Annotated in this window: 13 protein-coding genes; 6 read left to right on the top strand and 7 right to left on the bottom strand. The window is 57.0% G+C overall.

The window, feature by feature from the left end:
- Positions 1-345 precede the first annotated feature (345 nt).
- Entirely contained in the window at positions 346-1,524 is a 1,179-nt protein-coding gene (locus CE168_RS02970; protein ID WP_005323424.1) for an IS256-like element IS1249 family transposase, read from the top strand.
- A 170-nt stretch (positions 1,525-1,694) separates the two neighbouring features.
- Here CE168_RS02970 and rpmF read toward each other — a convergent pair whose 3' ends face one another.
- From rpmF to coaD, 4 genes are all read right to left on the bottom strand, one after another.
- Positions 1,695-1,889 (bottom strand): 50S ribosomal protein L32, encoded by a 195-nt coding sequence (rpmF, locus tag CE168_RS02965; protein ID WP_004220165.1) that lies wholly within the window; start codon positions 1,887-1,889, stop codon positions 1,695-1,697.
- 173 nt (positions 1,890-2,062) lie between these two features.
- Entirely contained in the window at positions 2,063-2,689 is a 627-nt protein-coding gene (locus tag CE168_RS02960; RefSeq protein ID WP_099571031.1) for a YceD family protein, read from the bottom strand.
- A gap of 14 nt (positions 2,690-2,703) precedes the next feature.
- Positions 2,704-3,408 (bottom strand): cell division protein, encoded by a 705-nt coding sequence (locus CE168_RS02955; RefSeq protein ID WP_099571030.1) that lies wholly within the window; start codon positions 3,406-3,408, stop codon positions 2,704-2,706.
- Complete coding sequence (coaD, locus tag CE168_RS02950) at positions 3,405-3,899, bottom strand: pantetheine-phosphate adenylyltransferase (protein WP_039196906.1); 495 nt, start codon at positions 3,897-3,899, stop codon at positions 3,405-3,407. Before coaD ends, CE168_RS02955 begins: the two co-directional genes overlap by 4 nt.
- Positions 3,900-4,016: 117 nt before the next feature.
- Here coaD and CE168_RS02945 point away from each other — a divergent pair, with 117 nt between their 5' ends.
- Entirely contained in the window at positions 4,017-4,343 is a 327-nt protein-coding gene (locus tag CE168_RS02945; RefSeq protein ID WP_180753358.1) for a DUF3039 domain-containing protein, read from the top strand.
- A 227-nt stretch (positions 4,344-4,570) separates the two neighbouring features.
- Here CE168_RS02945 and CE168_RS02940 read toward each other — a convergent pair whose 3' ends face one another.
- On the bottom strand, positions 4,571-5,581 hold the full coding sequence (locus tag CE168_RS02940) for an aldo/keto reductase (protein ID WP_099571029.1): 1,011 nt from the start codon (positions 5,579-5,581) through the stop codon (positions 4,571-4,573).
- Between the two features lie 232 nt (positions 5,582-5,813).
- Between CE168_RS02940 and CE168_RS02935 the strand changes: the two genes are divergently transcribed.
- A complete protein-coding gene (locus CE168_RS02935) occupies positions 5,814-6,248 on the top strand; it encodes a MerR family transcriptional regulator (RefSeq protein ID WP_099571028.1) in 435 nt (144 codons plus the stop codon).
- 219 nt (positions 6,249-6,467) lie between these two features.
- Here the strand turns inward: CE168_RS02935 and CE168_RS02930 are convergent, their stop codons facing one another.
- Entirely contained in the window at positions 6,468-7,142 is a 675-nt protein-coding gene (locus CE168_RS02930) for a non-canonical purine NTP pyrophosphatase (RefSeq protein WP_099571027.1), read from the bottom strand.
- 144 nt (positions 7,143-7,286) lie between these two features.
- Positions 7,287-8,051 (bottom strand): ribonuclease PH, encoded by a 765-nt coding sequence (gene rph, locus CE168_RS02925; protein ID WP_099571026.1) that lies wholly within the window; start codon positions 8,049-8,051, stop codon positions 7,287-7,289.
- 260 nt (positions 8,052-8,311) lie between these two features.
- Here rph and CE168_RS02920 point away from each other — a divergent pair, with 260 nt between their 5' ends.
- From CE168_RS02920 to CE168_RS02910, 3 genes are all read left to right on the top strand, one after another.
- Positions 8,312-9,634 (top strand): nicotinate phosphoribosyltransferase, encoded by a 1,323-nt coding sequence (locus CE168_RS02920; RefSeq protein WP_099571025.1) that lies wholly within the window; start codon positions 8,312-8,314, stop codon positions 9,632-9,634.
- A gap of 73 nt (positions 9,635-9,707) precedes the next feature.
- Entirely contained in the window at positions 9,708-10,976 is a 1,269-nt protein-coding gene (locus CE168_RS02915; protein ID WP_099571024.1) for an aminoacyltransferase, read from the top strand.
- Between the two features lie 152 nt (positions 10,977-11,128).
- Complete coding sequence (locus CE168_RS02910) at positions 11,129-12,433, top strand: aminoacyltransferase (RefSeq protein WP_236824290.1); 1,305 nt, start codon at positions 11,129-11,131, stop codon at positions 12,431-12,433.
- Positions 12,434-12,538 lie beyond the last annotated feature (105 nt).

The raw sequence follows: 12,538 nt of genomic DNA, 5'->3' as shown, positions 1-12,538 counted from the left end.
CGGCGAAGCTCGCCGCACGGTTTCGGGACGTTGCGTACGTGGCAAAATGCCAGCGAATCTGGCCGATTGCTATGCAAACAACGATCTCGTTCAGTTTACTCTCTGCCCACGTCTAGGCGGAATAGGGCGGAAGCAGGGCAGGAAATAGGAAAGGGACAAGCGGAAAGGGACAAGTGGAAAAGAAGGGTTAAGGGTCAAAAAGTGTGTCCGGAATCGCGGATTTTCACGGATTGACCTGTAGGTTTCCGGAAAGTATATGCTCCGGAAGCATATATCTAGCCCCCGACGGGAAATCCTCGGTGTGGCAGCCGTGATGTGCTATGCGCGGCGTGGTGTGGTGTCGCAATGTCGAAGAACCAACCACGCTGCCACTGCGGCGGTGAAATGAAACGCAACGGCACCACCAGCAAAGGCACCACCAGATGGCGCTGCAAACAATGCGGCGCCTCCAGCGTCAAACGTCGAAACGACATCACCAACGCGGCAGTGTTCACCCAGTTCATCGAGCATTGCACCACCGCAATATCACTCGACGACCTAGCCAAACGAAACGGTGTTAGCCGCGCCACCATGAAGCGGCGCTTCAAGTGGTGCTGGCTCGTTGATGTGCCTGACCCCACCGCCGGCCACCACAAGCGGATCTACGACCAGGTATTTCTCGATGGCACCTACACCGCCGGTGGCTGCCTGATCGTCGCGGCGACCATCGACCACGTGATCGCCTGGCACTGGTGCAAACACGAAACCACCCGCGACTACCAACTGCTGCTTGAACGCATCGAAGCCCCACTCATCGCCGTCATCGACGGCGGCCAAGGCGCATACAGCGCAATCAAAAAGTGCTGGCCGACTACGAAAATTCAACGCTGCCTCGTCCACGCCCAACGCGTGGTCCGCCGCTACACCACCACCAACCCACGCACCGATGCCGGGCGCACCATCTACCGACTTGCGCTGAAACTGACCCGGATCACCACACTGGATGAAGCCGCCGCGTGGGGTGTGCAACTGCACGAGTTTTCAACGATCTACCGGGAATGGATGAACGAGAAAACCATGATCAAAGACCCCAAAACAGGTGCATGGACCCGCGTGTGGACCCACCACAACGTGCGCAAGGCCTACAACAGCCTCAACCATCTTTGGCGGTCCGAGATGCTGTTTGTCTACCTCAACCCGCCAGCAGGAGTCCTTGCGCCCGAGCGGATCAAATCCACCACCAACAGCTTAGAAGGCGGCATCAACGCCCAGCTCAAACTGCTCGCCAGAACCCACCGCGGCAGATCAGGCGAACGACAACGCCGCATGCTGGATTGGTGGCTCTACTTAAAAACGGAACTGCCTGACGATCCAGTACGAATCGCCAGGCAGTCCGACTGGGGCCAGGGCCAACTCGCCAAAGTATCCACCCTGACCCAAACCGAGAACCAAGCCGACCACGAAACAGGACGCCCAGCCCTCTACGACAACGCTATCGACACCGACTACACCCACTCAATCGGCATTCAAAAAGGCCAAATCTAACCCCCGCGACACGCCGAGCCAGACACACATTTTGACCCTTAACCCGAAAAGAATGGGAATGAGACGGGTATGGCCGTGCTCTCAGCCTGAATCCGGCCTGAGATATGCAAAAACCCTGCCACCCGTCGATGGCAGGGTTCTCATGCTTTATGCCGTTACTCGGCAGCCACTCACTTGGTGTGGATGGAGCGGACAGCCTCGCGGTACACGCGGCCGCGGTAGGCGCCGCAGCTCGGGCAGGCCATGTGCGGCAGCGCCGGAGCGCCACAGTTCGGGCAGGTAACGGTCTGGGCGGCCTTGGCCTTCCAGTTTGCGCGGCGAGAATGAGTATTCGCGCGCGAGGTCTTGTACTTAGGCAGTGCCATTGTGTTTCCTCTGTTTCGTTCGAACGATTGAGCTTAAGCGTTCAGTATCTTAACTTGTGCTCCGTACAAACTGCAAAACTCGATCAGAAACCCATGCAAAAACCAAGTAAAATCAGCCTTGCCTGTACCCTGCTCGTATCCCGCCTGACGCCTAGTTGCACTAGGCCGAGCCTTTATTCGTTGCCTTTCAGCTGGGCCTTCAACCCCTCCAAAGCGGCGAAACGAATATCGGTCACATCATGATGATGGTCCGGTTCCTCGTTCAAATCGGCGCCGCACTGCGAGCACAATCCCAAGCAATCCGGTTTGCACAACGGCTGCAGCGGCAGTTCCTCAACCAACGTGTCACGCAGTAAAGCCTCGATGTCGGCCCAGGAGCCGCCTTCAAGCAGCGGATACGAATCCTCCGACTCGTCTTCGCCGGCAATAATGTCGACTTCCTCTTCCTTGGCGCCGCCCTTGCCGTTTTTGCCGCCCTTACCGGATGCAACGTTTGCGGACTTGTCTTCATAGGGGAAGAACGAGGTGACGTTCACCGTCCAATCGCGCTTGATCGGTTTCAGGCAACGGGTGCATTCCGCATGCACGGGGGCGCTGATGCGGGCGTTGAAAATCAAGCCGTCAACAATCGAATCAAACGATCCGACAACAGTAACGTCAGCACCCTCTTCAACGCCGACGATCTCATCGCCGATGCCGCTCGGCGCGGGGAAAGTCGCGTCGATCTCCTTGCTTTGCCCGGCTCGTGAAGCGACCTGCGCCACGGAAATCGCCCACGGGGAATCTTCGATACGTGCCATGTTCAGCCTTCCATTCAGCTTTCCGGATAGTCGTTTGCGTCAAGATGCGGCACATGCGTGCTCGCTTCGCGCTGGCGATCATACAGTACGTTCAATCCCGCCTGCACGTCGTTGCCAAGCTTGCCGAGCTGCTGTTGCAGCGTTTCCATCACCGTGGTGCAGTACTTGTCGGCTCCCTGCGTGAGATGGTCGGCCCTGGCTTGCGCCTGGTCGAGAATAGCACGTGCCTTCTGCCGTGCGATCTCGGTCACATTTTCCTGACCGGCGAGGAACTGCGCCTGTTCGTTGGCCTCACGTATAGTGTCGGCCGCACGCGATTGCGCGGATGACACGATGACGTTGGCTTGCGTCTGAGCGCTTTCCAAGCGTCGTTCCGATTCGCGCATCAATGCCGAGGCGCGTTCCAGCTGCACCGGCATCATTCTCTTCAACTGGTCGAGCTGTTCGGTGAACTCGTCACGGTCCACGCGCACGGTGCCGGGGGAGAACAGTATCGGTTTTGCCTCATCCAACGCCGATTCGAGCTTGTCGATGATGTCATACACGGTGGTGAACTCGTCACGGCTCAGATTGCCGGAATCCGTCAAAGGCGCGTCCGGGTCGAACGTGGTGCGCAAATCTGGCAAATCAGACATGGCGATCACCGGTCGCTGCGACGTCGTGTCATCGTCGACGCCGTCCGCAAGCGGATCGTAGCCCGTGGTCTCTTCACCCATCATGCCCTCTTTTCATTGTTGAGCGCTTCGCCGAGCAGCGGAATCACGCAATCGGGCACCATGCCAGTCACATCGCCGCCGTGGCGAGCCACATCTTTCACTATCGAACTGGAAATATGTTCCAAATCAGGTGCCGCCGGCAAAAACAGCGTTTCCACATCGGCAAGCTTGCGATTGACCAACGCCATACCCAACTCGGCCTCATAATCGCCATTCTGGCGAAGACCCTTCACAATAACCGTCGCGCCGACCTTTTTGCAATAGTCGGTAATCAGTCCGGTTGTTGAAGAAACCTTGATATTGCGGCAATTCCGCTTTTCAAGCGCCTTACGGATGATCTCAACGCGGGTCTCTTCGGAAAACATCGGTGTTTTCGCCGCGTTCACCGCCACCACGACATGCACTTCATCGAAAAAACGCGCGCAACGTTCGATGACGTCCAAATGTCCGGCGGTTACTGGGTCGTACGACCCGGGGCAAACTGCAATTGTCATAGCCTCAAGCGTACCGCGGTTGCGTGAAATTACGCGAAGTGTCGGCGAATATGTGGGTTTTCATGGCTATGATGGAGGCAGTGGTGCCGCGGTTGCGGCGTATTTGAGGAGTTGATTATGGCATTTTCGATGTTCGGGGATCGCGACGGCTTCATTGACGAGGCTGATCCGGTCTCGCCGCTTTCCAATCCGGATGCTGGTACCGGCACTGCGGTGCTGGAACGTCCCGAAGAGGAGACGAAGCTGGATGATGGCGGCAATGGTGATGCGGATCGTTTCGCACATTATGTGTCGCGCGATCGCATTGCCGAGTCCCGTCGCACCGGCCGACCGGTGGTGGCGTTGTGCGGCAAGGTGTGGGTGCCGAAGCGTGATCCTTCGCAGTTCCCGGTATGCCCGGATTGCAAGCGCATCTACGACGAAATGATGAACTCCGACTTCTGATCGTTTTTCTCATCGTATTTCTCATCGTATTTCTCATCGTATTTCTCGTCGTATGGTGATGTTGGAATTTCACTGAAATTTCCGAAGATTGCCGAACGTGATTACATATAAAAAATCTGCCGAGATGGTCTCTGTGTCGAAATTATTTTCGATAATTCAGATTGTCTCGGCAGATTTTTATTGCTGTTGTATTTTATTGTCGGCTTGCTTTTTTGAAATATCCGCGCTTAGCGCAGCGAGATTTCGTCGATGCGACGCAGTTCCTCATCGCTGAACGTGGTGTTCTTCAACGCGCCGATATTGTCGAGCAACTGCTGCGGGCGGGACGCGCCGACAAGCACGGAGGTCACGTAACCGTCGTGCAGCAGCCATGCGAGCGCCATTTCGGCAAGCGTCTGACCACGTTCGGCGGCAAGGTCGTTCAGATCGCGGATTTGCTGCAGACGTTCCGGCGTCAACGCGCTTTCCTGCAAGAATCGGCCGTCATGTGCGATGCGGCTGTCTGCGGGCACGCCGTTGAGGTAACGGTTCGTGAGCAGGCCCTGTTCGAGCGGTGAGAACGTGATGAGGCCTTTGCCGAGCTTTTTGGCGGTTTCCTTCAGTCCGTTGCGTTCCACAGTGCGGTCAAAAATGTTGTAACGGTTCTGGTTGATGATGAACGGCACATGCAGTTCGTCAAGGATCGCGGTGGCTTTTTCGAGCGTCGGACCGTCGTAGTTGCTCAAGCCAACATATAGCGCTTTGCCGCTTTGCACGGCGGTTGCCAGTGCGCCCATGGTTTCTTCGAGCGGTGTGGAGGAATCCATGTGGTGATGGTAGAAAATGTCGACGTAGTCGAGGCCGAGACGTTCGAGGCTCTGATCGAGAGAGGCGAGCAGATATTTGCGGCTGCCGAGATCGCCATAGGGGCCGAGCCACATTTCGTAGCCGGCTTTGGTGCTGATGATCAGTTCGTCGCGATGATGATGGAAATATTCGTGCAGCAGACGGCCGCAGTTCTTCTCGGCACTGCCCGGTTCGGGACCGTAATTGTTGGCGAGGTCGAAATGCGTGATGCCGTTGTCGAATGCGGTGAACACAATGTCACGCATGGTGGCGTATGGCGTAATATCGCCGAAATTATGCCAAAAACCGAGTGAAACCGCTGGGAGTTTCAGGCCGCTTGCGCCTACATGGTTGTAGGTCATGGAGTCGTATCGGGTGGGTGACGGCGTGTAGACGGTGGTCGGTTCGAGCATTGTTCCTCCTTGAAGACTCTGCGCATTTCGCTGTGCGCCGTGCTGCTTGAGTTGGCGCATATCGTGAGTTTGTCGACGATACTATCGTCGCACTTCAAGTAAACTTGAATGCAAATATCGTCGATAGTGTGTTTTTCGATGATTGTCGTTCGCAGGAAATCGCAGGAAACTGCCGATATGGCAATCGCAAGAAATCGCACAATCGCAGAAAACGTAGAAATGAGACGGGAAGATGGCAACATATACGATTCGTGAGGTTGCACAACGATTCCATGTGCAGACGTCAACCTTGCGCTATTACGAGGATCAGGGGCTGCTGTGCAATGTGGAACGCGACGATGCTGGGCGGCGCGTGTACACCGACGCGCATATTGGGCGGCTCAAGGCGATCGCCTGTTTCAAGCATGCGGGCATGAGCATCGATGAGCTCAGGCGCTTCTTCGCATACGAAAAAGACGAGCGCGCACATATCGCGGACATGTTGGAATTGTTGGAATCGCGGCATCAGGCGATTTTGGAGCAGCGGGCCGCGCTGGAAGAAGCGTATATGCATGTGTTGCGCAAACTGCACTTGTATCGCGATATTCAGCGCAGTATCGAAACCGGCGGGCCGCACCCGGATTGGGCGAATTACGATGGCAAGGATTTTCGAGCCGACGATCGGTGAGGATTGGCGACGGTTGGTGAAGATCGGTGCCGTCCGGCGGCGTCCGGTTGGCGAAGGCCAAAACGGTGAGGTTCGGTGACGTCCGGTGAAAATCAGCAAACAAAAGGTGCGGAACCGTAAACTACGGTTCCGCACCTGATAGCAATTGTTGCGTCTTGTCTTGCGGCGGCTTGTTCGAGTTGCGGCGGCTTGTTCGACCCCGCGTCGGCCTTGCTTCTCTTACTTCAGCAAGGTGGCTACGGACGGCAGCAGAGCACGCAAGGCCTTGCCGCGGTGGGAAATGGCGTTCTTTTCGGCCGGTTCCATCTGTGCGGACGTGAGTTTCTCGCCGGCTTCGATGGCGCGGGCGGGCTGATCGTCGGGCACGAACAGCGGGTCATATCCGAAACCATGCTCGCCATGAGGCTCATGCAGCAGCACACCCGGCATTTCGCCGGTTTTCACAGTCTCGCTGCCAATCGCATAACGGCCGTTTGCACCGGCGCCAGCTTCGGTTTCCGGCACCACCAGCGCGGCCGCGCAACGGAAACGCGCAGTACGCTTGGCGTCTGGAATGTCGGCCATCTGCGCGAGCAGCAGCGCATTATTGGCTTTGTCGTCGCCATGCCTGCCTGCCCAACGTGCGGAAAGAATGCCGGGAGCATTGCCCATCACGTCCACAATCAGGCCGGAATCGTCGGCAATCGCCGGGCAGCCTGTGCGCGCGGCCACGTCACGGGCCTTGATCAGCGCGTTCTCTTGGAAGGTCACGCCGTCTTCCACCGGATCCGGCAGATTCAGCGAACTGGCGGAAACCAGCTCCACCCGAGCCGCGTCCGCACCTAGGCAATCTTCCAGAATGCGATTGATTTCAGCGAGTTTGCCTTCGTTATGGGTTGCGACGATGATTCTCACGTTCCGATTCCTTTCGTTGCTTCGTTGATGTCAGCTTGCCTGACATGCGTCTGACATGCGTCTGACGTGCGTCTGACGTGCCTGGCCGACGGTCGGCCTGCGGAGGCCAGCCTACAGTCGGATTGCGTTCGGCTTGCGGCCGTTTCAGTCCTGTGCGAGCGCGGCCTGCTGCGCGGCCTGCAGTTCCTTGTTGCCCTTTTCCGCCAGATCAAGCAGCACGTCAAGCTCGGTGCGGTTGAACGGGCGATGCTCCGCGGTGCCCTGAATCTCAATGAATTCGCCGGAGCCGGTCATGGCCACGTTCATGTCGGTCATAGCCTTGCTGTCTTCGATATACGGCAGATCAAGCATCGGCTTGCCGTCGATTACGCCCACGGACACGGCGGAAACGCTGTCTTTGATCACGCGGTCGGCAGACTTGATGTGCTTGTGCTTCTCGGCCCAATGCATGGCGTCCACGAGCGCCACATATGCGCCGGTGATCGATGCGGTTCGGGTGCCGCCGTCAGCCTGCAGCACGTCGCAGTCGATCTGCACCTGGTTTTCGCCGAGCGCCTTCATGTCGACCACGCCACGCAGGCAGCGTCCGATCAGTCGGCTGATCTCGTGCGTACGTCCGCCGATCTTGCCGCGCACAGATTCGCGATCAGTGCGGTCTGCGGTGGCTCGCGGCAGCATCGCATATTCTGCGGTGACCCAGCCCAGGCCGGAGTCCTTGCGCCAACGAGGCACGCCTGCGGTGAACGTAGCCGTGCACATCACGCGTGTATTGCCGCATTCCACAAGCACGGACCCCTCCGGAACGTCCGTGAAATGACGGGTGATACGCACCGGACGCAGCTCATCCACCTTACGTCCGTCCGCGCGAATTATCGTCTGCCCGTCCAACATGTCTTTAATCGCTACCATCGCTGATTTCTCTGCTTTCGATTGATTACACGATCAACAATCGCTTGTATTTTCCGAAAAAACAGTATCACCAGCCGAAAACCCATCTTGAGGTGCGTGAATCGTTCGTAATTGTCTTGCGATCATTTTGCGTCGTTTTCCGCGTTTATCTCACGTAATACAGGCATTCAAGCACGTATGATGGAGTGAAAACCTGTGCTTGGCCACAGCGAGGCCTACGCTCATGGTCAGTTTCACCAAAAGTCAGAAAGGCTTTGGAAATGCTGGATTATTCACCTGCGCTCATGACCGACATGTACGAATACACCATGCTTGACGCGTGTCTGAGGGACGGCACCGCCAATCGCAAGTGCGTATTCGAAATTTTCACCCGTCACCTGCCGATTGGCCGCCACTACGGAGTGGCCGCCGGGCAAGGACGCATTCTTGACGCGCTTGAAAACTTTCATCTTGACGATAATGATCTGAAATTCCTTGCAGATCGCAAGGTGGTGGGCCCTGAAACCATCAAATGGCTTGAGAATTTTCATTTCTCCGGTTCAATCAAGGGCTATCGCGAAGGTGAGATGTTCTTCCCGAATTCACCGATTCTGCAAGTCGAAGGCACGTTCGGCGAGTGCACACTGCTGGAAACGCTGCTGCTGAGCATTCTGAATTACGATTCTGCGGTTGCGTCGGCGGCGTCCCGCATGGTCAGCGCCGCGAAGGACCGCCCGTGCATGGATATGGGCGGTCGCCGAACGAACGAGTGGGCCGCCGTTGCCGCAGCCCGCGCCGCCGTAGTGGGCGGTTTCAAAGGTACGGCCAATCTGCTGGCCGCGCAAATGTATGGCTTGAAGGCCATTGGCACGGCCGCGCACTGCTTCACGCTAGTGCACGATGACGAGCGGAGCGCGTTCGAATCGCAGATCGCCGCGCTTGGCAAGAACACCACGCTGCTGGTCGACACGTACAACATTGAAGAGGCTGTGAAGACGGCGGTTGAAGTGGCCGGCCCAGAATTGGGCGGCGTGCGCATCGATTCCGGCGACTTGGCGTCGCTGGCGCAGCGTGTGCGTAACCAGCTGGACGCGCTGGGAGCCACCAATACGAAGATCACCGTCACCAACGATTTGGACGAGTATGCGCTCGCATCGCTGCAGACTGCGCCGGTCGATTCGTATGGCGTGGGCACTATGCTCGTCACCGGATCGGGCGCTCCGACCTGCGCGATGGTGTACAAGCTGACCGAACGCGAAAATTCCGCTGGCGACATGCAGCCGGTGGCCAAGAAGTCGAAAGACAAGGCCACGGTTCCGGGACGCAAGCTCGCCTTCCGCTCGTACGAATATTCGCTGGCCGACTGCGAACATGTGATTTCCGGATCCGAAAAGCAGCTTGCCTCCTATCAGCCGGAAGAAGGCTGGAAGGATCTGCTGGTCGACTATGTGACCGACGGCGAAATCAACTCCGACTATCAGGGGCACGAAGCCATCGTCAACGCGCATAATTATCGTGCTCAGGCACTGGCCGAACTGCCAATCGGCGCGCAAAGCCTCATGAAGGGCGATCCGGTGATCCCCACCGAAATCACAGTCCTTTGACTCGTGCTACCATCATGCTGGTTGCGTACGGCAATCAATCTCGTAATCAACCAGCATGAAGGGGTAGGATTACATGCGAGCATTTTCTCTGGTTACGTTGAGTCCGGAGGCGTTTGACGATTTTTCCGCACACCACCCGGACGGCAACTTCCAGCAAACCTCCGCTGCAGGCCGTCTGCGTGCCGCCCAAGGAATCGAAGTGGAATATCTTGGCGTTCAAGAAAACGGCAAAATCGTTGCGGGATCGCTGTTCGAAACGCATCGCAGCCGCCTTTCCACATTCAGTGTGGTGCATGACGGACCATTGTGCGACTATCGTGATCGCGAATTGACCGAATACTTCATGACCCAGCTGAAGCAGCATGCGAAGGCGAAAGGTTCCGCACAGATGGAAATCGTGCCGGAAATGCCATACTGCCTGCATGATTCGCGCGGCGGTGAACTGCCAGCTGACCAAGGTGGTGCTCCTGCTGAGGATGCCGTGGAAACGTTGAAAAACCTCGGCTTCATACATGACGGCTTCACGATCGGCTACACTGCGGTGCCGCGCTGGCGCTACTTGAAAGACCTGACTGGCATTACCGACGAAAAGTCACTGCTCAAGTCGTATGACAAGCGCACGCAGTGGAGCGTGAAACGTGCCGCATCCATGGGCGTGCATGTGCGCGAACTGGGTGAAGACGAGCTGCAGGTGTTTGCCGACATCGAGCAGGCCACCGCCGAACGTCGCAATTTCGAATATCGCGGTGAAGCCTACTTCCGCAAGTTCAAACAAGCCTATGGCAGCAAAGCTCACTTCATGGTGGCGCAGATTCACATCGGCGAATACATTGCCGACATGGAATCCAAGCGTGATGTCTTGCAGAAGAAGGTCGATACGCTGCAGTCCAAATACGATGAGCATCCGACCACCAAAACGGGACGTCAGCTAGGGGAGGAGTCCCGCAACCTTGCGGCGGCGGAAAAGCGTTTGGCTGAAGCGGCCGAGTATGCCAAAGATGGTGACGTGCTTCCGGCGGCGGCCTCCCTGTTCGTGGAACATGCGCGTGAAACGGTGTATCTGTTCTCTGGCAGCGTGGAGAAGTACAAGCCGTTCTACGCTTCCGCGCTTGTGCAACATGACGCCATGCTGCACCTGTGCGTGGAGCGTGGCGTGACCCGCTACAACTTCTACGGCATCGACGGCGTATTCGATGATCCGAACAGCGAAGGCCGTGGCGTGCTCGAATTCAAGCAAGGCTTCAACGGGTATGTTGAGGAACTCATGGGTTCGTTCGTGCTTCCCGTGCGCCCGTTGGCGTTCAAGTTCAAGACTGTCGTACGCAAACTCCTTCGCCGCTAGCTCGTCATTCGCATGGAGGTCTCTGGGCGCGGACTTATAAGCGCGCGAGGGTTATGTGAACGTGGTTGACGGCGGCTGCAGGTCAGACTAGGTTATCTCCCTTGGGAAATGGGGCTTTTAGCCGGTTTGAATAATGAAAGGCAGCGCGGATCATGGTGCGAGAAATGGATGTGAGTGAGGAACAAGAGCGAGAATCGTCTGAATGGAATGTGCGTGAGCTGAGCGCCGATGAATTTGATGCGCTTTCTGCTGCGAGCGAGTACGGCGGATTCCAGCAGACTTCCGAAATGGCGGTTTTGGCGCAAGCTGAAGGCATGCAGACGCAATACGTTGGATTGGTGGATTCGCACGATGCTCCGGTGGCGGGAGCGTTGGTGGCCTTTTCACAAGGGCGTTTCGGCGTGGAAGGTTCGTTGTGGCTTGGCCCGTTGTGCAATGGGAATGACAGCGAGCGGATGACCGCGTTGACCGACGGTTTGCGCGAGGTTGCCGAACGGGTTCACGCCATCAGTCTGACGTGCTGGCCCAACCAAGTGTATTGCGTTCGTGATTCGCAAGGCAAGGCTGTGACCGAACCCAATGATGCGATGGTGCGGGAGTACGAGCGGCTGGGTTGGAAGCATGCTGGCTTCACCCGTGGGTACGATGCCCTGATGAACCGTTGGAATTACGTCAAGGACCTGAGTGAGTTCTCGGACGCCGGCGAACTGCTCGCTTCGTATGCGAAGAACACGCGTCGTAACGTCAAGATCGCGCGGAACAGCGGCGTGGAGGTTCGACGCCTGAATCGCAGCGAGTTGAATGTGTTCCACGATATTTGCGAGCTGAGTAGCGAACGCCAGCATTTCGCCAACCGTAGCCTTGATTATTTCGAACGCGTATATGATGCGTTTGGAGACAAGGCCGAATTCATGGTGGCGGAAGTGCATCTTGACCGCTATTTGCAGTCCTGGGAAGAAAAGCTGGCGAAGTTCTCGAAAGACGTGGAACGCTTGGAGCGTTCGCTTGAGCATACGAAGTACCCGGATGATGTGCGCAAGAAGCTCGATACGGCTCAGAAGAATGTGGAGTCCGCACGACGCCGCATTGAGGATGCGAACGAGCGCATCGCTCGTGATGGCGAAGTGGTACCGGTCGCCGTAGGTCTGTTCATGTGGCATGAGCGCGAGCTGGTGTATTTCTCCAGCGGATCTGACGATCGTTACGCCAAGTTCTACGCGCCCACCGCCTTGCAGCATGAGATGATGTCGCGTTGTTTGGAACGCGGAGTGACGCGGTACAACTTCTATGGCATTTCGGGTGTATTCGACGATCCGGAAGACGATGGACGTGGCGTGTTGGAGTTTAAGCAGGGCTTCAACGGCTATGTGGAGGAGTTGCCGGGCGAATTCACGCTTCCTGTGAGCAAGCTGCGCTACGGCGTGAACGATTTGGCCCACAAACTCCTTCGCCGCTAGCTCGGGGGTGCTGGGGCTGCTTGGCGCGACGCGGATTTGCGCGGGGTGAGTTTTTCTGATACGCTTTGTGTCCTGTGCGCGGATGGCGTGTGCTTACCGGGCATT

It is taken from the genome of Bifidobacterium sp. N5G01 (assembly GCF_002742425.1).
In the GTDB taxonomy this organism is placed as follows: Bacteria; Actinomycetota; Actinomycetes; order Actinomycetales; family Bifidobacteriaceae; genus Bifidobacterium; species Bifidobacterium hominis.
The sequence above is the reverse complement of the archived record's forward strand: the minus strand, read 5'-3'. Positions and strand labels throughout refer to the sequence as shown.

Coding starts and splice junctions, on each gene's coding strand:
- rph (WP_099571026.1), bottom strand. CDS start 8,051: ATGGTAGCGATTAAAGACATGTTGGACGGGCAGACGATAATTCGCGCG.
- CE168_RS02915 (WP_099571024.1), top strand. CDS start 9,708: ATGCGAGCATTTTCTCTGGTTACGTTGAGTCCGGAGGCGTTTGACGAT.
- CE168_RS02960 (WP_099571031.1), bottom strand. CDS start 2,689: ATGGCACGTATCGAAGATTCCCCGTGGGCGATTTCCGTGGCGCAGGTC.
- CE168_RS02955 (WP_099571030.1), bottom strand. CDS start 3,408: ATGATGGGTGAAGAGACCACGGGCTACGATCCGCTTGCGGACGGCGTC.
- coaD (WP_039196906.1), bottom strand. CDS start 3,899: ATGACAATTGCAGTTTGCCCCGGGTCGTACGACCCAGTAACCGCCGGA.
- CE168_RS02970 (WP_005323424.1), top strand. CDS start 346: ATGTCGAAGAACCAACCACGCTGCCACTGCGGCGGTGAAATGAAACGC.
- CE168_RS02945 (WP_180753358.1), top strand. CDS start 4,017: ATGGCATTTTCGATGTTCGGGGATCGCGACGGCTTCATTGACGAGGCT.
- CE168_RS02910 (WP_236824290.1), top strand. CDS start 11,129: ATGGTGCGAGAAATGGATGTGAGTGAGGAACAAGAGCGAGAATCGTCT.
- rpmF (WP_004220165.1), bottom strand. CDS start 1,889: ATGGCACTGCCTAAGTACAAGACCTCGCGCGCGAATACTCATTCTCGC.
- CE168_RS02935 (WP_099571028.1), top strand. CDS start 5,814: ATGGCAACATATACGATTCGTGAGGTTGCACAACGATTCCATGTGCAG.
- CE168_RS02940 (WP_099571029.1), bottom strand. CDS start 5,581: ATGCTCGAACCGACCACCGTCTACACGCCGTCACCCACCCGATACGAC.
- CE168_RS02920 (WP_099571025.1), top strand. CDS start 8,312: ATGCTGGATTATTCACCTGCGCTCATGACCGACATGTACGAATACACC.